The organism is Stenotrophomonas sp. WED208 (assembly GCF_040984485.1).
Taxonomy (GTDB): Bacteria; Pseudomonadota; Gammaproteobacteria; order Xanthomonadales; family Xanthomonadaceae; genus Stenotrophomonas; species Stenotrophomonas riyadhensis.
The window spans coordinates 461498-482376 of sequence record NZ_JAZARB010000001.1 but is presented as its reverse complement, the minus strand read 5'-3'; the positions used below and the strand labels follow the sequence as shown (position 1 = coordinate 482376).

General features: G+C 67.2%; 23 protein-coding genes and 2 riboswitches. Of the genes, 6 read left to right on the top strand and 17 right to left on the bottom strand.

What is annotated here, in order from left to right:
* Positions 1-2 precede the first annotated feature (2 nt).
* Both VPH47_RS02135 and VPH47_RS02130 read right to left on the bottom strand, forming a co-directional pair.
* Positions 3-587: a DUF3106 domain-containing protein gene (locus VPH47_RS02135; protein ID WP_180847443.1), complete on the bottom strand. Its 585-nt coding sequence runs from the start codon at positions 585-587 to the stop codon at positions 3-5.
* Positions 580-1584: a hypothetical protein gene (locus VPH47_RS02130; protein ID WP_110713890.1), complete on the bottom strand. Its 1005-nt coding sequence runs from the start codon at positions 1582-1584 to the stop codon at positions 580-582. The genes VPH47_RS02135 and VPH47_RS02130 overlap by 8 nt, the downstream gene beginning before the upstream one ends.
* Positions 1585-1996: 412 nt before the next feature.
* Between VPH47_RS02130 and VPH47_RS02125 the strand changes: the two genes are divergently transcribed.
* Complete coding sequence (locus VPH47_RS02125) at positions 1997-4174, top strand: primosomal protein N' (protein WP_368851560.1); 2178 nt, start codon at positions 1997-1999, stop codon at positions 4172-4174.
* 51 nt (positions 4175-4225) lie between these two features.
* On the opposite strand, the gene VPH47_RS02120 is transcribed toward VPH47_RS02125, so the two are convergent.
* Both VPH47_RS02120 and VPH47_RS02115 read right to left on the bottom strand, forming a co-directional pair.
* The gene (locus VPH47_RS02120; protein ID WP_368850020.1) at positions 4226-4846 is read right to left on the bottom strand and encodes a glutathione S-transferase family protein; all 621 of its coding nucleotides are present in this window, start codon (positions 4844-4846) and stop codon (positions 4226-4228) included.
* A 143-nt stretch (positions 4847-4989) separates the two neighbouring features.
* A complete protein-coding gene (locus VPH47_RS02115; protein WP_014648580.1) occupies positions 4990-5769 on the bottom strand; it encodes an NYN domain-containing protein in 780 nt (259 codons plus the stop codon).
* Positions 5770-5892: 123 nt separating this feature from the next.
* On the opposite strand from VPH47_RS02115, the gene VPH47_RS02110 reads away from it, so the two are divergent.
* Positions 5893-7170 (top strand): NAD(P)/FAD-dependent oxidoreductase, encoded by a 1278-nt coding sequence (locus VPH47_RS02110; protein ID WP_197611057.1) that lies wholly within the window; start codon positions 5893-5895, stop codon positions 7168-7170.
* Between the two features lie 58 nt (positions 7171-7228).
* Positions 7229-7549 (top strand): DUF2004 domain-containing protein, encoded by a 321-nt coding sequence (locus tag VPH47_RS02105; protein ID WP_153854629.1) that lies wholly within the window; start codon positions 7229-7231, stop codon positions 7547-7549.
* Positions 7550-7676: 127 nt separating this feature from the next.
* On the opposite strand, the gene VPH47_RS02100 is transcribed toward VPH47_RS02105, so the two are convergent.
* Positions 7677-8108, bottom strand: a complete 432-nt coding sequence (locus VPH47_RS02100) for a nuclear transport factor 2 family protein (RefSeq protein WP_368850019.1) — start codon at positions 8106-8108, stop codon at positions 7677-7679.
* 139 nt (positions 8109-8247) lie between these two features.
* Positions 8248-8523 (bottom strand): GIY-YIG nuclease family protein, encoded by a 276-nt coding sequence (locus tag VPH47_RS02095; protein WP_164160842.1) that lies wholly within the window; start codon positions 8521-8523, stop codon positions 8248-8250.
* A gap of 40 nt (positions 8524-8563) precedes the next feature.
* Positions 8564-8653: riboswitch (glycine riboswitch) on the top strand.
* Between the two features lie 13 nt (positions 8654-8666).
* A riboswitch (glycine riboswitch) is annotated at positions 8667-8770 on the top strand.
* A gap of 84 nt (positions 8771-8854) precedes the next feature.
* On the opposite strand from VPH47_RS02095, the gene VPH47_RS02090 reads away from it, so the two are divergent.
* Positions 8855-9472, top strand: a complete 618-nt coding sequence (locus tag VPH47_RS02090; RefSeq protein ID WP_005411215.1) for a trimeric intracellular cation channel family protein — start codon at positions 8855-8857, stop codon at positions 9470-9472.
* A 262-nt stretch (positions 9473-9734) separates the two neighbouring features.
* On the opposite strand, the gene VPH47_RS02085 is transcribed toward VPH47_RS02090, so the two are convergent.
* The 8 genes from VPH47_RS02085 to VPH47_RS02050 all read right to left on the bottom strand — a co-directional run bounded on the left by VPH47_RS02085 (position 9735) and on the right by VPH47_RS02050 (position 15216).
* Positions 9735-10808 (bottom strand): 3-deoxy-7-phosphoheptulonate synthase, encoded by a 1074-nt coding sequence (locus tag VPH47_RS02085; RefSeq protein WP_368850018.1) that lies wholly within the window; start codon positions 10806-10808, stop codon positions 9735-9737.
* 295 nt (positions 10809-11103) lie between these two features.
* Positions 11104-11361, bottom strand: a complete 258-nt coding sequence (locus VPH47_RS02080; protein WP_005414620.1) for a hypothetical protein — start codon at positions 11359-11361, stop codon at positions 11104-11106.
* 112 nt (positions 11362-11473) lie between these two features.
* Positions 11474-11812 (bottom strand): DUF6616 family protein, encoded by a 339-nt coding sequence (locus tag VPH47_RS02075; RefSeq protein WP_368850017.1) that lies wholly within the window; start codon positions 11810-11812, stop codon positions 11474-11476.
* Between the two features lie 54 nt (positions 11813-11866).
* Positions 11867-12106, bottom strand: coding sequence for a DNA alkylation repair protein (locus tag VPH47_RS02070; protein WP_368850016.1), 240 nt, complete (start codon positions 12104-12106; stop codon positions 11867-11869).
* On the bottom strand, positions 12030-12608 hold the full coding sequence (locus VPH47_RS02065; RefSeq protein ID WP_368850015.1) for a DNA alkylation repair protein: 579 nt from the start codon (positions 12606-12608) through the stop codon (positions 12030-12032). The genes VPH47_RS02070 and VPH47_RS02065 overlap by 77 nt, the downstream gene beginning before the upstream one ends.
* Entirely contained in the window at positions 12605-13105 is a 501-nt protein-coding gene (locus VPH47_RS02060; RefSeq protein WP_368850014.1) for a MarR family winged helix-turn-helix transcriptional regulator, read from the bottom strand. The genes VPH47_RS02065 and VPH47_RS02060 overlap by 4 nt, the downstream gene beginning before the upstream one ends.
* Positions 13106-13177: 72 nt before the next feature.
* Positions 13178-14476 carry a sensor histidine kinase KdpD gene (locus VPH47_RS02055; RefSeq protein ID WP_180854027.1) on the bottom strand — a complete coding sequence of 433 codons (1299 nt, stop codon included), beginning with the start codon at positions 14474-14476 and terminating at the stop codon, positions 13178-13180.
* 32 nt (positions 14477-14508) lie between these two features.
* A complete protein-coding gene (locus tag VPH47_RS02050; protein WP_368850013.1) occupies positions 14509-15216 on the bottom strand; it encodes a response regulator transcription factor in 708 nt (235 codons plus the stop codon).
* A gap of 106 nt (positions 15217-15322) precedes the next feature.
* On the opposite strand from VPH47_RS02050, the gene VPH47_RS02045 reads away from it, so the two are divergent.
* On the top strand, positions 15323-16249 hold the full coding sequence (locus VPH47_RS02045; RefSeq protein ID WP_368850012.1) for an aspartyl protease family protein: 927 nt from the start codon (positions 15323-15325) through the stop codon (positions 16247-16249).
* Between the two features lie 25 nt (positions 16250-16274).
* Here the strand turns inward: VPH47_RS02045 and VPH47_RS02040 are convergent, their stop codons facing one another.
* Together VPH47_RS02040 and VPH47_RS02035 are read right to left on the bottom strand one after the other, a co-directional pair.
* Complete coding sequence (locus tag VPH47_RS02040; RefSeq protein ID WP_153854638.1) at positions 16275-17303, bottom strand: LLM class oxidoreductase; 1029 nt, start codon at positions 17301-17303, stop codon at positions 16275-16277.
* Positions 17304-17316: 13 nt separating this feature from the next.
* Positions 17317-17952, bottom strand: a complete 636-nt coding sequence (locus VPH47_RS02035) for a glutathione S-transferase family protein (protein ID WP_110713903.1) — start codon at positions 17950-17952, stop codon at positions 17317-17319.
* Between the two features lie 250 nt (positions 17953-18202).
* On the opposite strand from VPH47_RS02035, the gene VPH47_RS02030 reads away from it, so the two are divergent.
* Entirely contained in the window at positions 18203-19126 is a 924-nt protein-coding gene (locus tag VPH47_RS02030) for a LysR substrate-binding domain-containing protein (RefSeq protein ID WP_197611041.1), read from the top strand.
* Positions 19127-19214: 88 nt separating this feature from the next.
* Here VPH47_RS02030 and groL read toward each other — a convergent pair whose 3' ends face one another.
* On the bottom strand, positions 19215-20864 hold the full coding sequence (groL, locus tag VPH47_RS02025; protein WP_110713905.1) for a chaperonin GroEL: 1650 nt from the start codon (positions 20862-20864) through the stop codon (positions 19215-19217).
* Positions 20865-20879 lie beyond the last annotated feature (15 nt).

The window sequence follows — 20879 nt, the reverse complement described above, 5'->3', positions numbered from 1 at the left end:
GTTTACTGACCCGCCTGGCGCTTGAGCCAGGTGTCGCGTTCGGCGGGTGGCACCGCGAGGAATGCGCCGCGTACTTTGTCGCGCTCCTGCGGCGGGGTGCGCTGCGCGACCAGGGTGAGCTGGGCCAGCTGCGCCGGGCTGAGCTGGCGCAGCACGGCCAGCGCGGCCTCGCGCTGTTCCGGCGGCACGAACCCGAACAGGCCGTGCAGCTTGGGGAATTCCAGGCCCAGCTGCGGGCCCAGCCGCCAGCCTTCGCGGAACGCCTGGTCCTGCGCCTCGAACTGCTGGCGCATGCGTTGCTGTTGATCAGCCGGCAGCGCATTGAAGCGCGCCGCGGCCTGGCGGATGCGCTCACGCTCGCCCTCCGGCAATGCCCGCCATGCGGCGTAGTCGGCGCGGCGCTGTCGCTGCTGCTGGGCATCGAGCTGGGTAAACGCAGCGGGCGTCGTACTTGTGATGGCCGGGGCCGGGGCCGCCGATGAACTGCCCGGCACTGGCGGCGGCAGCGGTACGTTCAAGGTCTGCGGCGCGGCGGACAGCGACAACGGCAAGGCCAGCAGCAGGCTGGCGAATACGGTCTTATTCATCGGCAGCAGCGGTCTCCAGCGTGGCGCTGGCCGGCTCCGGCCGGCTCGGCTTGGATTGCGACTCGTCCACCGGCAGCGGGCCGCCCGCGGCGGTCCACGCATACAGATCGGCATCGGCCACCAGCGGATAGTCGCGGTCGGCCAGCATCACAGCGTCGTCCGTGGCCTGGGCCGGGGCCGCATCCGGCGTAGCGCTGACCGTGCTCGGCGGCAGTGCTTCCACCGTGACCGGACCCGCTTCACCGACCACGCCTTCCGGCAGCGGAGCGTCGCTGCCGAACGAATGCCCCTGCCAATAGCGCCAGCCCAGCGCCGCGGCCAACAGCACCGCCACCGTCACCAGCAGGATCAGCGGACCGCGCCAGCGTGGCTTGGCATTCGTACGGCGGCGCTTGCCGCTGGCAGCCGCACGCTCGTCCCGCTGCGGTGCACGCCAGCTGGAGGTCGGGGGTTCATTGTTGGCGGCCGGGGCAGCCGGTTGCTGCAGCTGCTGCAGGCGCTTGGCCGGCAGATCGCGGATGCGCAGCTGCACCTGCTCGGCAAGCTGGCGCCAGGCCGATGCATCGGGCTGGCCGTGCGCATCGCGCGGGCAGGCATCGGCCAACAAGCGCTGGTAGCTGGCCTCGTCCTGGTCGAGCACGCGCATGGCGATGCCTTCGTCCAGGCTGCCGCCCACCCGCAGCAACAGCGCCAGGCGCGGCATCGATCCCATCTCGCCCAGCGCAGCCAACGGCGGCGCCCATTGGCCGCCCACCGGTTCGCGCAATACCTGGCGCTGGCCCAGCAGGGTCCAGAAGCGGGTCGGCCACTGCGCCATTGGCAGGTCGCTGGCGACCGCCGCAAACGCGCGCATCACCGCCACCAGGGTCTGTTCGGCACGGGCGGCATCACCGCACTGCAGTTCAGCCACCACCAGGGCACGGCGCTCGACGCCACGCAGGAACGCCGACAGCGCGCCGGCCGCGGTCGAGGAAACAGGGGCGGGCACAGCCGTCATCGGTCACTCCAAAGGTCTGCCGGCATGATAGCGGCAGGCCATCGGCGCCCGTAGGACTTGCGCCCGCAGGCACTTCGTGCTGCAGGTTGTGCACAGCACCAAGGCCCCGCTGCGGAAAACTGGGGCATCCAGCTGAATTCACTCTGTTTCAGCATTGTTTCACACTTAAGTTGTTGATTTTGAATGTTTTTACTATGTGGCGATTTTTTGACCAACCCGAGTGTGAGGCCGTCGCCATCGGCCTTCTGCGTTTCCGCTGGCGGTTAACGCACAACGTTATCCACAGAACATGTGGATAAGACTGAATCTCCAATGGACACCGATATTTAGGTGACATTTATGATTCAACGGGCGTCGCCCGGCTATGCCCGCGCCCGCCATTCGCGCCCGCATGGGCCGTTACACTGGCCCGATGCTTTCACCGATTCCGACCCTGCAGGTCGCCCTGCCCGTCCCCCTGCCCCGCCTGTTCGACTACCTGTCGCCGGAGGGCGAGGCCCCCACGGTTGCGGTCGGCTGCCGTGTGAAGGTGCCGTTCGGCAACCGCGAGCTGGTCGGCGTGGTGGTCGGCCTCGGCCAGACCGACGACGGCCAGGGACTGCGCCAGGCCCTGGCCTGGTGCGACCCGCAACCGCTGCTGCAGGGTGAACTGTGGCAGAGCCTGCAGTGGCTGGCGCGCTATACCCACGCCCCCCTGGGCGAAGTACTGAGTACCGCCCTGCCCGGTCCACTGCGCCATGGCGACGCCCTGCCCGACACCCATCACTGGGGCTGGCAGCTGACTGCGGAAGGCCATGCCCAGCGCGGGACGCTGCGCGCCGGCAGCCGCCCGCGGCAGTTGGCCGAACTGCTGGCCGACGCCGTGGTGGATGAGGATGTACTGGGCGAACGCATGGAGGACTGGCGCACCGCCGCGCGCAGCCTGGCCAAGCGCGCGCTGGCCGAGCGCGTGGCGATGACGGTGGCACCGCAGCATGCGCAGCCGCTGCCCGGCCCCGCGCTCAACCCGGACCAGGCCGAGGCGGTGGCCGCGATCAACGCCGCCGACGGCTTCCAGCCCTTCCTGCTGGATGGCGTGACCGGCAGCGGCAAGACCGAGGTCTACCTGCAGGCGATCATCCATTGCCTGGCGCAGGGCAGGCAGGCGTTGGTGCTGGTGCCGGAAATCGGCCTGACCCCGCAGACCCTGGCGCGCTTCCGCGGCCGCCTCGGCATCGCCGTGCACGCGCTGCACTCCGGGTTGAACGACAACGAGCGCGCGCGCGTCTGGGCAGCGGCCTCACGCGGCGAAGCACGGGTCATCGTCGGCACCCGCTCGGCGGTGTTCACGCCGCTGCCCCAGGCCGGCCTGCTGATCGTCGACGAGGAACACGACGGCAGCTACAAGCAGCAGGACGGCATCCGTTACCACGCCCGCGATTTCGCCCTGGTCCGGGCCAAGTCGCTCGGCATTCCGGTGCTGCTCGGCAGTGCCACGCCCTCGCTGGAAACCCTGCACAACGCCTATGCCGGGCGCTACACCCACCTGCGCCTGAAGCAGCGCGCCGGCGATGCACGACCGCCGCGCGTGCGCATCCTCGATGTACGCAAGCGCCCGCTGCATGACGGCCTCTCCGCCGATGTGCTGGCCGGCATCGGCGAGCACCTGCAGCGCGGCCAGCAGGTGCTGGTGTTCAAGAACCGCCGTGGCTACGCACCGGTGCTGCTGTGCCACGACTGCGGCTGGACCGCGCCGTGCCAGCGCTGCGATGCGCCGATGACCGTGCATGGCGGCGGCCGTCGCCTGCAGTGCCATCACTGTGGCGCGCGGCAACCGGCGCCGCTGGCGTGCCCCGCGTGCGGGAGCCTGGCGCTGCAACCGCAGGGCATCGGCACCGAACGCCTGGAAGAGCACCTCACCGCCGCCTTCGCCGACTTTCCGGTGGTGCGCATCGATCGCGGCACCACCTCGCGCCGCGATGCACTGGAACAACAGCTCGCCAAGCTGGGTGACCAGCCCGGCATCCTGGTGGGCACACAGATCCTGGCCAAGGGCCACGACCTGCCCAAGCTGACCCTGGTGGTGGTGGTGGGCATCGACGAAGGTCTGTTCTCCGCCGACTTCCGCGCCAGCGAGAAACTGGCGCAGCAGCTGATCCAGGTCGCAGGACGCGCGGGACGTGCGCGTGATCCTGGCGAGGTCTGGCTGCAGACCCATCACCCCGGGCACCCGCTGCTGGAAACCCTGGTAAGCGGTGGCTACCACCCATTCGCCCAGGCCGAATTGAACCAGCGCCAGGCCGCCGGATTCCCGCCGTTCGCGCATCTGGCGCTGATGCGTGCCGAAGCGCAGCAGGTGGAGCATGCCAATGCATTCCTGCTGGCCGCGCGGCAACTGCTGGGGGAACAGAATGTGGTCGAGGCCTACGGGCCGATGCCGGCGCCGATGCCTCGGCGTGCCGGCTACCAGCGCACGCAGCTGCTGCTGTCTGCCCTGCAGCGACCGCCGTTGCATGGGGTGCTTTCGCAATTGGTGCCGCAGCTGTACGCGCTGCCGGAAGCCCGCAAGGTGCGCTGGTCGCTGGATGTGGATCCGACGGATCTGTACTGAGGGGTCGGATCCCTTTTCGCAGAAAAGGGCTCTGACCCCGACCGCCACCGCTTACGTCAGCGGCGACATCACGCCGCGCTGGTAGGCCGGCCGCTCGCGCAGGCGCGCATACCAATCGGCCAGGTGCGGCAGTTCCGGGCGCTGGATCGGCAATTCGAACCAGGCGTAGATCAGCGAGCCCAGCGGAATGTCACCCATCGCGAACGCCTCGCCCGACAGCCACGGCTGTCGGGACAGGGTGGCATCGGCCATCGCCAGGTAGTCACCGGCGCGGACGATGGCGGCATTGATGCGCGCTTCGTCACGGTCGGCCGGGGCGGTGCGCATGATGCCCCAGATCAGGTCACTGTAGATCGGTGCCATCCGCGAGGTGCTCCAGTCCATCCACTTCTCGGCCTGGGCGCGCTGCATCGGATCTTCGGCGTACAGGGTGCCCAGCGCGTAGCGCGCGCTCAGGTAGCGCACGATGGCGTTCGATTCCCACAGCGGCAGGCCATGGTCTTCGATCACCGGCACCAGGCTGTTGGGATTCATCGCCAGGTACTCCGGCGTCTGCGTGCCGCCGTGGCTGCCACCGACTTCGATGGACTCATACGGCAGGCCGATCTCCTCGGCGCACCACAGTACCTTGCGGACGTTGCTGGAATTGCGGCGGCCCCAGATCTTCAACATGCGGGTTTTCCTTGCTGGCAATGCGAGCGGCAACGATACGCCTGATCGGAGTGGAGATGTGCGTGCCGGATGCGGGATCTGGCATCTGGGGCTTGCCGGCCAGCGGCCGGCACTACCGGTTCTTTTTTGGCCAGCGGCCGGAACTACCTGTTCTTTTTTGGCAGCGCGCGGACGTAGGACGACTTGCCGTCCTTCTTCAGCTCGAACAGCCCGATCGCTGCCAGCAGATCGCTGAGCTTGCCGTAGCCGTAGTTGCGCGGGTCGAACGAGGCCTGGTTGCCGATCTGGCTGCCGACGGGGCCCAGGTGCGACCAGCCATCCTCGCCCTCGGCCGAGGACACCGCACGGCGCAGCATCTTCACCAGCCGCGTATCGCTGCGCATTTCCGCACCGCTCTTGCGCGGCCGCGCATCATCATTGGCGACAGGTTCGTTCGATGCCTGCTCACTCGATGCCTGCTCGGCATCCGGCACGCTAGCGTGGGTCTGCCCCAGCGCTTCCAGATAAGTGAATTTCGAGCACGCGTTGACGAACGGTTCCGGCGTCTTCTTCTCGCCGAAGCCATACACCTTCACGCCGTCGGTCAGCAGGCGCATCACCATCGGGGTGAAATCGGCATCGCTGGAGACGATGGCGAAGCCATCAAGGTTACGCGCGTACAGCAGGTCCATGGCGTCGATCACCATCGCCATGTCCGAAGCATTCTTGCCCTTGCTGTAGGCGAACTGCTGGATCGGGCGGATCGCGTATTCGTGCAGCACCGCTTCCCAGCCCTTCAGCCGCGGGCTCTTCCAGTTGCCATAGGCGCGGCGTACGTTGGCCACGCCGTAGCGGGCGACTTCGGCCAGGACCTCGTCGATCTTCGAGGCCGGCGCGTTGTCGGCGTCGATCAACAGGGCGATGCGCTTTTCCGGTTCGCTCATGGGCTCCTCACGGGCCGTTGCCTGAACCCGAGTATCGCCGATCCACGCAGGCGCTGACGTGACAGGCAGCCGCCGTGCGAAGATGCCAGGCGCTTCCCCCAATGCCCCCACTGGAGTGAGTCGATGAGTCGCGAGCGCGTTCCCCACCTGGTTGTTGTCGGCGGTGGTTTTGCCGGCCTCTGGGCCACCCGTGCCCTGGCCCGCGAGCGCATACGCATCACCCTGGTCGATCGCCGCAACCACCACCTGTTCCAGCCGCTGCTGTACCAGGTGGCCACCGCCGGCCTGTCCGCGCCGGACATCGCCGCGCCGCTGCGCCACATCCTCGGCCACCAGCGCAATGTAGAAGTCCGCCTCGGCGAAGTGGTGGCCATCGACAAGCAGGCCCGGCAGATCCGCATGGCCGATGGCAGCACGCTGGACTACGACAGCCTGCTGCTGGCCACCGGCGCCACCCACGCCTACTTCGGCAACGACCAGTGGGCTGATGATGCCCCCGGCCTGAAGACGCTGGACGATGCCATCGCACTGCGCCGCAAGCTGCTGCTGGCGTTCGAGCGCGCCGAAGCCGAACCGGACCCGGCGAAGAAGGCGGCATGGCTGAGCTTCGCGGTGGTTGGCGGCGGTCCCACCGGTGTTGAACTGGCCGGCACCCTGGCCGAGATCGCGCGGCATACGCTACGCAACGAATTCCGCCATATCGATCCGGCCAGCGCCAAGGTGCGGCTGGTCGAGGCTGGCCCGCGCGTGCTGTCCTCGTTCCCGGAAGTGCTTTCGCTGAAGGCACGCCGGCAGCTGGAAAAGCTGGGCGTGGAAGTGCTGACCGGTACCCCGGTGAGCGACATCGACAGCCAGGGCTTCAAGCTCGGTGAGCAGTTCGTGCCGGCCCGCACCGTGGTCTGGGCCGCCGGCGTGGCCGCATCGCCGCTGGCGCGCACGCTGGACGTGCCGCTGGATCGCGCCGGCCGCGTGCCGGTGCAACCGGACCTGACCCTGCCCGATCACCCGGAGCTGTTCGTGGCCGGTGACCTGGCCGCACTGAGCCAGGCCGACGGCAAGCCGGTACCCGGCGTGGCACCCGCTGCCAAGCAGATGGGCAAGTACGTGGCCGAGGTGATCCGCGCACGCCTGCACGGCAAGCCCGAGCCCGGCCCGTTCAAGTATGCCGACTACGGCAACCTGGCCACCATCGGTCGCATGGCCGCCATCGTGCACCTGGGCCGGCTGCAGTTGTCGGGCATCCTGGCCTGGTGGTTCTGGCTGGCCGCGCACGTGTTCTTCCTGATCGGCTTCCGCAACCGCATCGTGGTGCTGCTGAACTGGGCCGTGGCGTACTGGAGCTACCAGCGCAGTGCGCGCATCATCTTTGGAGATGATCAGGACGACCGGCGGCGAAAGTAGATCCACGCCATGCGTGGATGTTTGAACCCTGTCTCCAACCACCACTCAAAGGACTGCCATGACCACCTCCACCAACCAACAGAAGCGTGCGCGCACCGCCCTTGAACAGTTGCTGGGCACCGAAGAAGGCGACGACAGCGTCGACCTGTTCGTCCAGCATCATCTGGATGAGATCGAAGCCGACTACTGGATCGCGCATCTGGGCACGCCCACGCCGGCGGCCAGCGCGGTGCTGGGCCTGCTGCAGCCGCGCGAACCGTGGGGAGACGATGGATCGGTGCACATCGATTTTTCGCTGCCGGGCGATGTCTCGCAATATGTGCTGAGTGTCGAGCTCGATGAGGACGACGAAGTGATTGGCGTTTCAATGGACAGTTGAGCGCGGTGGCGTCATCCACGCATGGCGCGGATCTACAGCATCAAGCCCATTTCTCCCGCACCCAACTGCATGCGCATGGATGATCGCTACGACCGGCGACCGAAGCGATCTTCGTGGCACGCGTCGCTCACGGTGCCTTCGGCTTCGGGTACCACAGCGCGTTGACGATGACCCAGCGCTGATCGAAGCGGCCCATGTGGAAGTAGTCGACGAACCACGGGGTTTCCAGCCGCACCGAGGCCGCGTTGCCGGTCACGTCCAGCACCGTGCAGCGGCGGTCCCATTGATCCTTCGGGGTCTTCAACGCGCCCTGTTTCGTCAACGAGACCAGCTCTTCCTTCGACATGCGGCGCAGGCCCAGGCGTTCGTCCGGCGTATCGCCGATGACCGCGCGCTTGGCCAGGTCCGGGTGCAGGGAGCGGGCGACGCGCTGCGGATCGGCTTCCAGTTGGCCGTCGACGTAGTCATGGCAGGTGGCTTCGATGGCTGCGAGGGTGGCCGGATCGGCAGTGGGGCTCGTTGCTGCGGAGAGAGCAAACAGCAGGGCAATCGTGGACATCCGGGTCTCCAGCTCTGGGCGCGGGGCGATCATCGCATGGGCCGGGTAGCCCTTCCACGCATGGCGTGGATCTACTTTAGAGCCGAGCCCATGCTCGGCTGATCCTCGTCGCCAATCCAGCAGCCGAGCATGGGCTCGGCTACAGAACAGCCTCGGCAGGCGCCTGCAGCCAGGCCAGCTTGCGTTCGCGCGGCTGCTGCTTGAGCTGCCATTCGGCGCGGGAGGCGGCCGCGCGGTCCGGGTACTCGCGCACGGCCAGCACGCGCAGCGGCGGCCGGGCCCGGGTGTAGCGCGCGCCCTTGCCGGCCTGGTGGGCGGCAAAACGCGCGTCCACGTCGGTGCTGATGCCGGCGTAATAGCTGCCATCGCGGCATTCGAGCAGGTACAGGAACCACGGGCGGAGGGACGGGGCCATGCCCGGATTATGCCGTGCTGCACTGCAGCGGATATACTGGCGCCCGAATGCAGGAGAGAGGCGCCGCGCTGGCGCCCGCCGAAGGCGCAGGCTCCCATGATCGCTCAGGCCGGTGGGCTGGAATCCCACCAACCATGCATTCGACTCGCCGAGCTGGAGAGAGGTCACCGGGCACGCCCGGGACGATCCGCCGAAGGGGCACGCGGCCCATGCCGCTGAACTCTCAGGCAAAAGGACAGCGGGAGCGGCACCGGTCATCGTCATCCCATCATTGCGCAGGCAGTGGCGGTAGTCGCGCATGGCCGGCCCCACCGCGCCCGGAGCCTGTCCCATGCTGCTGTCCATCATCTACCTGATCGCCATTTCCGCCGAAGCCATGACCGGCGCGCTGTCCGCCGGCCGTCGCCGCATGGACCTGTTCGGGGTGGTCATGATCGCCTGCGTCACCGCCCTCGGGGGCGGTTCGCTGCGCGACATCCTGCTCGGCCACTACCCGTTGGGCTGGGTGAAGCATCCCGAGTACCTGGGCTTCACCGTATGCGCGGCGCTGATCGCCACCTGGGTGGCGCGCTGGATGCACCACTTCCGTCGCACCTTCCTGGTGCTCGATGGCCTGGGCCTGATCGCCTTCACCCTGATTGGCTGCTCGATCGCGCGCGAGGCCGGCCATGCGATGCCGATCGTGCTGATCGCCGGCATGCTGACCGGTGCCTTCGGTGGCGTGCTGCGCGACATTCTCTGCAACGAGGTGCCGCTGATCTTCCAGAAGGAGCTGTACGCGATCATCGCGCTGCTGACCGGCGCGGCGTATCTGCTGCTGCTGCACTGGGGCGTGGCCGATGCCACCGCGATCCTGTGCTGCCTCGGCGGCGGCTTCGCGCTGCGCCTGCTGGCGATCCACTACCGCTGGGAAATGCCGAAGTTCGTCTATCACGACGAAGTGCATTGAGCCTCTTCGTTGCGTCGAGCCATGCTCGACTGCGCTTTGCAGGAAACCAACGCGCTTCGCGCGCACGTCGAGCATGGCCCGGCGCTACAGAAACCGGCATCACCACCCCGGCGATGTACCTGGCGCTGTCGCTCATGCGCAGCGCCAGGCGCATCGCCGGTGCAGATGGGCCGGTCTCCAACTCCGACCGGCCCTGATCGCGGCCGCACCCCCGCAGGCGCTGGCCGCCATCCACACACGCGCCGCACTCAGGCGGCTTCCATCAAGCTGCTTCGGACACCTTCACGTCGCGACGGGCGCGCACGGCCGCAGCCAGTCGCTCCAGCACCGTCACGGTGGTGTCCCAGTCGATGCAGCCATCGGTGATGCTCTGCCCATAGACCAGCGGCTGGCCTTCCACCAGTTCCTGGCGGCCACCGACCAGATGGCTCTCGATCATCACGCCGACGATGCGCTGTTCGCCGTCTTCCAGCTGAACGGCGATGTCCTCGATCACCTTCGGCTGGTTGTCCGGGTTTTTCAGGCTGTTGGCATGGCTGGCGTCGATCATCAGGCGCGTCGGCAGCTTGGCCTTGGCCAGCGCCTGGCAGGCGTCGGCCACGCTGCCTGCGTCGTAGTTCGGCTGCTTGCCGCCGCGCAGGATCACATGGCAATCCGGGTTGCCGGTGGTCGACACGATGGCGGTACCGCCCTGCTTGGTGACCGACAGGAAGTGATGCGGATTGGACGCGGCACCCACCGCGTCAGCGGCGATCTTCACGTTGCCATCGGTGCCGTTCTTGAAGCCGACCGGGCACGACAGCCCCGAGGCCAGCTCGCGATGCACCTGGCTTTCGGTGGTGCGTGCGCCGATCGCGCCCCATGCCACCAGGTCGGCGATGTACTGCGGCGAGATCACGTCGAGGAACTCGACACCGGCCGGCAGGCCGAGCTTGTTGATGTCGCGCAGCAGGCCGCGGGCGATGCGCAGGCCCTTGTCGATCCTGAAGCTGCCGTCCAGGTCCGGGTCGTTGATCAGGCCCTTCCAGCCCACCGTGGTGCGCGGCTTCTCGAAGTACACGCGCATGACGATCTCCAGCTCACCGGCCAGCGCGTCACGCAGCGGCTTCAGGCGCTGGGCGTACTCGATGGCGGCCTTCGGGTCGTGGATCGAGCATGGGCCAACCACCACCGCCAGGCGGTCGTCACGGCCATGCAGGATCTGGTGCAGGGCCGCGCGCGAGGCGCTGACGGTGTCGGAGGCTTCATCGTCACAGGGCAGCATCGCCAGCAGCTGGGCAGGCGGTGTCAGCGGTTCGATGGTGCGGATACGCAGGTCGTCGGTGTGCGGGGGCATTGCAGGAGATCTCCGGAACGTTGGGGGTCCCCAGCGTGGCGGCATGAAAAAAGCCGCCAGGTTCGCTGGCGGCTTTCGGGAATGCGTCTGAAGCTTTCTTCAGGGTGAGCGCAGTCCTTCCTCCGCCAGTGGCTTCGGAAAGTAATACCAGTAAAAGCGGGTGGCGGCTGCGTTCATGGGATCTATTGATAGCACAGCTTTTGCGCAGTGCAAAATGTTTCATCCGCAACTGGGGACGCGGTTCAGCGAGGTGCGCGCCAGCCCTGCCTACGCGGCGGCAGCCACGCGAAGTTGCTCATTTACCATGCACTTCCACGTCCAACAGCAGGCCCTCATGGATGTCGGCCCAGCGCTCCAGCACGCGGTCCAGCTCCTGCCTGGCTTCGTCCAGCTGCTCGGGGTTGAGCAGGGAACGCGCGGTGTAGAGGTCGGAAACCAACCGCCGCAGGGCCGATTCCGGGATGGCCACCGACGGCCCCTCCAGCCCCGGCAACTGCAACGCCGGGCTGTCGCCAAGAGGGCCGAACAGCGTGACCTGGAGCGTGCTCTGCATGATCGACTTCCCTGCGGATGGACATGGGCAATGTCCTGTTTACCGTGTCTGGGTGACAGGCGCATGTGCCTCCCATGCCGAGGCCCTGGATCTGCCGGCGTCTGCCGCCCCGCTACAGGGCGCCCAGGTCGGCCAGGTGCTGGGCCATGCCGTCCGTCGCGCCTATCGCATGAGTAGTGGTGAAGTACGCATGCCAGCCGGTCGCGGCAATGCCGGCGACCAGCGCATCGACCTCCTCGCGGCTGGCGCAGCGCCAGACCGCATAGAACTGCTCATCGCTGCCGTGCGGTACGTCCGTGGCAATGCGGCCCATCGCCAGCGGCGTGATGCGGGCTGGATCGAACTGCTGCATGCCGGCTCCGATACGAGCGAAGAAGGCATTCCGCTGCTCGGGCGGGAGTGCGGTCCAGGCAGGTGTGGCGGTGTAGAGCTCGATGAAGGTATGGGACATGAGGTTCTTCCTTGAGATTTACGAGGTTGCGGGGTTGCCGGCCAGCGGCCGGCACTATCGGAACGAGCGCAGTGCGCGTTTGCGGATGTAGGTGTTGGCGTCGCTGTGGCGCTCGTGCTGCCAACGCGTGCACAGCTCGCGCAGCCACTGCGGCCGAGTCTTGCCGGCGTCATTGAGCCAGTTGCCGACCGAGTCCTGCACGTAGCGTTCCGGGTCGTCAGCCAGTGCTTCCAGCAGCGCGGAAGCATGCTCCGGATGCCTGCTTGAACAGTGCGATATGCGTGGCCCAGACACCGCGTGGGCGAAGCGCTTCACAGGCGAAGCGACGCAAGTATGGCGACGCTTCCAGCGTCCACGGTTGCAGGTACTCAAGCGCCTGCATCGGCGCGGCAACGATGTCCGTGCGTAGCGCCAGCCACGCCCATTCGCGCACACCGAAGTGTGGGTCATCGGCCAGCGTGCGCATCTGCTGCAGCTTCTCTGCCAACGTTGCGCGGGCATCGCTGCCGATCAGGTAGCAGGCCCAGCCGCGCACGGTATCGGAGCGGTGATGCTGCCAGAGCAGAGGCGCGCCCTGCCCCGCCTCACGCAACAGTTGCGCGGCCAAGGCCATGCGCAGCGTGATGCCCTTGCCTGAGGCATCCCGCATGCGCTGCAGCGCTTCCGGTGCAAGCGCAGTCGCCACCACCTGCAGCAGTGCGGCGAAATCCACTGCCAGGCATTCGCCCAGATGGGTGGCGGGGACGTTGCCGGTGTTGAGTTCATGCAGCCGTTCCGCCGCAATCGCCGGGCTCATGCTGCGGGCTCTCGTCCAGCATCGGTGTGCTGCCAGACCTTGTGCAGCAACCGCGACAGCTGCTGCTGTTCATCGGTGTCCAGACCATTGAACAGGCCACCGATCCACTGCGTGTGCTGATCGAACAGCGTCTCGGCCAAGCGTTTTCCCTGTGCGGTCAACACGATCTGGAGACGACGGCCATCTTCGGGATCGCTGCGCCGCTGCAGCTGGCCTTCGCGCTGCAGGCCATCGAGGAGGCCGCTGATGGTGGCGCGGGTGACGCCAGCGCGCTCGGCAAGCTCATGGGGCGGCAGCGAGCCACCGGCGCCGTGCAGCAGGAACAGCACGATGAAGCGCCCTTCGCTGAGCCCATGTGGCGCCAGCCGGGTGGCGCAATCGTGGTCGATGGACGACGACAACGACAGCAGCTGGAAGCACAGGCGCAGCTGCGCGACATTGGCATGGCCGCGTCGCAGCGCCTCTTCCAGCAGGGCATTGTGCTTGGCTTCGATCATCATCCATACCGATATGATTAGGCGCCTAATCATAAATCGAAAGGGCGGGGCCGCGTCAATCCGTACGTGCTGTCAGGGAGCTGTCCCCAGCAGCAGGCGGGCGATCAATCCACCGCCATCACGTTGCAGCAGCTGCAGTTCGCCTGCATGCCGCCGTGCCACGTTGGCCGCCACTGCCAGCCCAAGTCCCGCTCCGCCGGTGGCGCGACTGCGCGAACTCTCGCTGCGCTGGAACGGTTGCAGCAGGCGTACACGGTCGCCCTCGGCGATGCCCGGTCCGCGGTCCATCACATCCAGCTGCGCCCTGCGCCCCACCACCGCGACCCGCAGTTCCACTGCGCCGGCATAGCGAGCGGCGTTGTCGATGAGGTTGTCGATCGCCCGCCGCAGCAGGAGCGCATCGCCCTGCCAAGGCAGCACGTCCGGTCCTTCGGCGGAGATTTCGATGCCGCGCAGCAGAGCACTCTGCACGCACTCTTCCAGCAACGCCGCCAGGTCAAGCCGCCGCAACTCCAGCGGTTGCAGTTCGCCGCGTGCGTAGTCGAGCACCTGCTCGATCATCGTATCCATGCGTTCGATGTCGGCCACCATCCGTGCGGCCTGTGCCGGTGGTGCGAACTCCGCACGCAGGCGCAGGCCGGTCAGCGGCGTGCGCAGGTCGTGCGCTACAGCAGCCAGCATGCGGGTCATGTCCTGTGCCTGTTCGCGCAGCCGCCCACGACCCGCGCTGATCGCCGCAGCCAGCACCTGCACTTCGCGCGGGCCGTCATCCGGCAAGGGTGTGTCGGCCTGCAGATCCACACGTGCACTTGCTTCGGCCAAGCGTCGCAACGGGCGCCCCAAGCGGATTGACGCCCATGCTGCCAACGGCGCCAGCAGTACGGCACCGCCCAGCAGGGCAAGCACCACCTGGCGGCGCCAGGCCGCCAGATCGCTGTGATCGCTGCCCACCACCCGCCAACGGCCATCGGCCTGGCGCACGCCCAGTTCGAACGGCGGCCATTGCATGGCGGTCAGCACTGCTGACTGCGCCTTCAGTACGCCGGCCCGCGCCGTGGCATCCAGCACCGCGCCACCTTCGATGATCTGCACATCGGGCGCCTTGCCTTGTCCACTCCATACCAGCCGAACATCCTCCACCGGCGAGCCCAGCTGCAGCGCCGCCAGCTGCGTAAGCCAGTCGCTGGCGCTGCCTTGCGGCGGCGCTGCCTGCGTCGCCAGATGCAGGCCCAGCGACGCCGGCGCCTGTTCCCCCCGCAGCACCTGCGTGGCCTGGTCCAACCGCATCGGCGGCGGCGCGGGGCGTGGCATCCAGCCCACCACCGCGACGCTGACCAGGGTGGCCAGCAACAGGCTGGCCAGGGCCAGCACCGCGATCCAGCGCGCAGTGGACCAGCGCGTATTCACAGCACCTGGACCTCGGTACCGAAGCGATAGCCTTCCCCGCGCAGTGTCTGCACCAGGGTTTCAGCGCCGGGCACAGCGTGTCCCAGCTTGCGGCGCAACCGGCTGATCGCCAGATCGATGGCACGATCGACGCTGTCGCTGGGTTCGCCGTGCATCAGCTGCAGCAACTGCTCGCGGCCGAGCACCCGCCCGGGGCGCTCTGCCAGCACCAGCAGCAGGGAGAATTCACCACGGCTCAAGGCCAGCTCAGCGCCATCCGGCGTGATCAGGCGGCGCTGCCCAGGAAGCAACCGCCATCCAGAAAAGCGCAGCTCGCTGGCCACCTGCTCACGCAGCTTGTGCTGGCGGCGCAACAGCGCACGCACCCGTGCCAGCAGCTCACGCGGATCAAACGGTTTGGCCAGGTAGTCGTCTGCCCCCATCTCCAGACCGATCACCCGGTCCGGCGCACTGCCCATCGCCGACAGCATCAGGATCGGGATCGCCCGCGCCTGCAGCCGGCGGCAGACCGACAGGCCATCCTCGCCGGGCATCATCCAGTCGAGGATGATCACGTCCGGGCGCTCGGCCTGCAGCAGCACATCCAACGCCGCCGCACCGCCCGCCACCCGCACGTCGTAGCCATGCAGCTGCAGGCAGTCGGCGATGGCATCACGGATGCTGGCGTCGTCATCGACAACGATGACCCGGGCGGGAGCGTTCATGTGGTCAGTATCGGGCCGTTGTGTATCAGGACGGTATCAGCGCCGATATTCCCGCGATACGCCAGGGCGCGCCAATGGTCCTCATCGATCACTACGGAGATGCCCCTTGCGCCTCACCCTGCTTCCCCTGCTTGCCCTCCCGCTGCCTGCGCTGGCAGGCGATGCCCCCGAACACGTGTTGCCGATGTGGATGCAGGGCGGGCATCCGGCCGTGGCCGTCTCGCTGGACGGGCGTGCGGAGCCGTTGCGCTTCGTGGTCGACAGTGCAGCCGGTGCGACCCTGGTGGATGACCGCGTGACCCGGCGCTATGGTCTGGAAGACGCCGATGCGGCGGTGTCGCATGCGCAGGGTGCCAGTGCGAAGGCGGCCCAGCTGCGACGGATGCGCACCACGTCCTGGCGGCTGGGCAGCTGGCAGCTGCAGGCCAGTGGCGTTCAGGCCGATCTGTCCTCGTTGGCGAAGGATGATGAGGCGGTCATTGATGGCCTGGTCGGCAATGACCTGACCGGACGCTGGGATACCCGCTGGGACTTCGGCCGCAATGAGCTCGCGCTGTGGACCCCGGGCCGGCTCGCGCTGGATGGAAACGGGTGCCAGGCCAACGCGCTGCCGGATCGCAAGGCTGGACTGCGCCACTTCGGTTTCATCACGATGGCACTGGGTGATGCCGGTGTGGAAGCCATCGCCGTAGTCGATACCGGCGCGGCGCAGACCGTGCTCAATGCCGAAGCCGCACGCGCATTGGGCGTGCATACCGACGGCAGCGACCAGCGCGTGCGTGTTCGCGGGAAAGGCACTGAAGGCCTGGGTGGCGGAAGCCAGGCCACCTGGCTGTACACCCTGCCCAGCATGGCCAGCGCTGGCTGGCGACATCCCCCGATGGAAGTACGGATCAGCGAGCTGCCGGTATTCAAGGCCATTGGCCTGGAGGCACGGCCGGCGCTGATCCTCGGTGCCGACGCAATGCGCGGCGGCCAGGTGGACATCGGTGCCGCCGCCGCAAGGATCTGCCTGCGTCGGCCGGCCAACTGAGCAGCGGCCGGCGCCTGCGAACGTGCTACCAGTCCATCACCTGCGGCGCCGGCCCCGGGTGCGACGGGAACAAGGGCAGCACTTCTTCAGCCATCTCCTGCAGCACCTCGCCGGCAGGCCGCTCGGCGAACTGGATGCCCAGCGCGGCATGGTTGACGCCGGCCCGCTGCCAGGCCTGCAGCAGATCGATCAGGCCCTTGCGGCCGGTGCGCAGGGTGAAGCCACCCCGCAGCGGCATGCGTGGATGATCCGGATCGTCCACCAGGTCGATCCATTCGTTGGTCATGTGCGGACGGAAGCCGCCATCCGGAATCAGCGCGCGCCAGGCGCCGATCTTCGCGGCCAGCCGCTGCGGACCGGCGTTGTCATGGGTGGCCTCTGGATAGGTCAGCCACCCATCGGCATGCTGGCCGATCCACTCCAGTGGCTGACGTGCGCCACCGGTGACAACCAGCGGAACGCGGCCACTGACCGTGGGCGGCAGCAACTGCACGCCCTGCTCGGCACCGGCATGTGTCATCCGCCCATCCGTGCCCGGCTGCAGCCAACGGCGCATCTCGTTCATTGCGGTGGCGAAACGCTCTCCGCGCGCCGCGTGCTCCAGTCCATAGGCCGGGAACTCCAGCGGTCGATCACCGGACGCCACACCCATCACCAGCCGCCCACCGGACAGCTGATCGAGCGACGCCGCGGCCTTGGCCAGATCGATCGGATGGCGCAGTGGCAGCACCACGCTGCCGGTGGCCAGGGCCACGCGCTGCGTGCGCGCTGCCAGCCACGCAAGGTAGGTGAATGGATCGAACAGCTGGCCTGCATCACCGAACAGCGGATCGAACAGCGGCACGTCGCGCACCCATACCGCGGCAAAGTCGTGGCGGTCGATCTCCTCCACCAGCCGCGCCTGGCCCTGCAGCACGGCCATGTCGCCCTGGTAGAAGCGCAGCGGCAGGTAGATGCCCAGGGTCAGCGCGTCGGCGCGGAACATGCGCTGGTAGCCCGGGTGCGCGGCAAAGACCGGCGCCGACGCGCCCGGCATCGCAATGGAATCATTCATCAGCATGGCCTCCTTACGGACCGGTGGCCGGCTCGGGCAGCTGCACGCCGCGCTGTACCGCAGGGCGTGCTGCAACCCGCGCGTACCACGCATCCAGATGGCGATGCCGCGAGAAATCGATGTCGATGATGCGGGCGATGTGCAGCCAGCCGAAGTGGGCGATGTCGGCAATCGAGTAGTGATCGCCAGCCAACCACTCGCGTCCCTGCAGACGCTGGTCGAGTACCGCGAACAGGTCGTCGCTCAGGCGGCGGTAGCGTTCGATTGCCGCGGAATCGGGCTGTTGTGCAAAGTGCTCGAAGTGCACGCGCTGGCCGAGGATCGGGCCGACGCTGGCGGCATGGAACATCAGCCAGGTCAGCGTCTCCCAGCGCGCAGCCGGTTCGGAAGGCAGCAACGCATTGCCCTGTTCGGCCAGGTACATCAGGATCGCCGCCGATTCGAAGACAACGAGGCCGCGCGCGCGATCTTCCAGCACCGGAATGCGCCCATGCGGATTGAGCCGCAGGAAGTCGGGATGGCGATGTTCGCCATCGGCGATGTGGACGTGGTGAAGGCGATACGGCAGGCCAAGCTCTTCCAGTGCGATGGTGGCCTTGAAGCCATTGGGCGAGCTGTCGGTATACAGGTGCAGCGATGGTTCGTTCACGAGGATTCCTGGACGGCAGGGAGCAACGGCACGCACCGGCCTTCGATGAACGAGGCCAGGCGATGCGGAAACGGGCGCTGCAGCAGCCGTGCGGGCAGTCTAGGAAAGACCTGCATCGTGGGGAAACGATGTCTCCTGCACGGGGAGTTGAGCAGGGCTCAACGTGCGCGACGCGCGCGCGACAGCCTGCAGTGCGGTCGATATGCTGTCGTCGCTCGGCGGGTGCCGACGCGGTTACAGGAGAGTGGAGATGGGTGCGGTGCTGCCGCTGCTGGGCCTGCGGGCCTTCGTTGAAACCGGCCGCCATGGCAGCCTGACCGCCGCCGCCGATGCGATGGGGGTGACACCTGGTGCAATCAGCCAGCAGCTTCGACAGCTGCAGGAGCGGCTGGGCGTAAGCCTGTTCGACCGCACCCGGCATGGCGTGGTACTCAGTGCAGCCGGCGCGCGCGTGTATCCGGAGCTGCTGCAGGCCTTCGACCAGATCGCCCAGAGCCTGCAGACACTCGAACGCTGGGAAACGCGGTGCACACTACGCATCAGCGCGGCACCGAGCTTCGCCGCGCAATGGCTGGCGCCGCGACTGGGCGCGTTCAGTGCGTTGCATCCGCAGGTGGACGTGCAGCTGGACTCGAGCGCGGCATTGTCCAACCTGCGCCGCGACGGCGTGGACATCGCCATTCGCCACGGCCTCGGGCGTTACCCGGGACTGCATGCTGAGCACCTGATGGCACCGGTGCTGCTGCCGGTGGCCAGTCCAGCATTGTTGGCCGGCGCACCGACGGTCAGCTCGGTACAGGATTGCCTGCAGCTACCGCTGCTGCAGGACGCCGACCGCAGCGACTGGCGGCTGTGGTTCCAGGCACTGGATCTGCCCGTCGATGAACGACTGGAGCGCGGCCCTGCGTTCGATGACGACCTGTTGCTGATCCGCGCGGCGGTGGCCGGGCAAGGCATCGCCCTGGTGCGCGACATCCATGCGGCCGAAGAACTCGCCAATGGCCGGCTGCAGGTGGTGATTGACCAGCCCTGGCCACAGGCCTTTGCCTACTACGCGGTGACGCGTGCGGACGGCGAGGCCAACGCTGCGATACCTGCTTTCATGACCTGGTTGCATGCAGCACTGATGACGCCGCAGGAAGCAGGCACACACACCCTGCAGGACGCAGGATGAGCCGCTCGGAAAGCGATGTCATTGCAGCCGGCCACAAAAAAACCCCGCCTTGCGGCGGGGTTTTTCATTGCGGGGCGAACGTGGGGACTTAGAAGTCCATGCCGCCCATGCCACCCATGCCGCCCATGCCACCGGCGCCACCCATGGCCGGCTCGTCCTTCTTCGGAGCTTCGGCAACCATGGCTTCGGTGGTGATCATCAGGCCAGCGATCGAGGCCGCGTTCTGCAGCGCCGAACGGGTCACCTTGGTCGGGTCCAGGATGCCGAACTGCAGCATGTCGCCGAACTCGCCGGTGGCGGCGTTGTAGCCGAAGCTGCCGGTGCCTTCCTTGACCTTGTTGATGATGACCGACGGTTCTTCACCGGCGTTGGCCACGATTTCGCGCAGCGGGGCTTCCATCGCGCGCAGGGCGATCTGGATGCCGTGGTTCTGGTCTTCGTTGGCACCCTTCAGGCCGGCCAGTGCGGTGACCGCACGGACCAGGGCCACGCCGCCGCCCGGGACCACGCCTTCTTCAACGGCTGCACGGGTAGCGTGCAGGGCGTCGTCGACGCGATCCTTCTTTTCCTTCATTTCGATTTCGGTCGAAGCACCGACCTTGATCACGGCAACGCCGCCGGCCAGCTTGGCCACGCGTTCCTGCAGCTTCTCGCGGTCGTAATCCGAGGAGGTGTCCTGGATCTGGGTCTTGATCTGGCCGACGCGTGCGTCGACGGCAGCCTTGTCACCCACGCCATCGATGATGGTGGTGTTCTCCTTGGAGACCTGCACCTTCTTGGCGCGGCCCAGGTCCTTGATGGTGGCCTTTTCCAGCGACAGGCCAACTTCTTCGGAGATCACGGTGCCGCCGGTCAGCACGGCCATGTCTTCCAGCATCGCCTTGCGACGGTCGCCGAAGCCCGGAGCCTTGACGGCCACGACCTTGACGATGCCACGGATGGTGTTGACGACCAGGGTGGCCAGCGCTTCGCCTTCGACTTCTTCGGCCACGATCAGCAGCGGCTTGCCGGCCTTGGCGACGCCTTCCAGCACCGGCAGCAGGTCACGGACGTTGGAGATCTTCTTGTCGTGCAGCAGGATGAACGGGTCATCCAGGTCAGCGGTCTGCGACTGCTGGTTGTTGATGAAGTACGGGGACAGGTAGCCGCGGTCGAACTGCATGCCCTTGACCACGTCCAGCTCGTTGTCCAGGCCCGAGCCTTCTTCAACGGTGATCACGCCTTCCTTGCCGACTTCCTTCATCGCGTCAGCGATGATCTGGCCGATCGACTCGTCCGAATTGGCCGAGATGGTACCGACCTGGGCGATCGCCTTGTCGTCGGCGGTCGGCTTGGAGATGTTCTTCAGCTCGGAGACGGCGGCCACGACGGCCTTGTCGATACCGCGCTTCAGGTCCATCGGGTTCATGCCGGCGGCCACGGCCTTGGCACCTTCGCGGATCAGGGCCTGGGCCAGCACGGTGGCGGTGGTGGTGCCGTCGCCAGCGTCGTCGTTGGTGCGGGAAGCGACTTCCTTCACCATCTGCGCGCCCATGTTCTCGAACTTGTCAGCCAGTTCGATTTCCTTGGCGACGGAAACGCCGTCCTTGGTGATGGTCGGAGCACCGAAGCTCTTTTCCAGCACGACGTTGCGGCCCTTCGGGCCCAGGGTGGCCTTGACGGCATTGGCGAGAACGTTGACGCCGCGCACCATGCGCGAACGGGCGTCTTCACCGAAACGAATATCCTTGGCAGCCATTGCAATTACCTCATT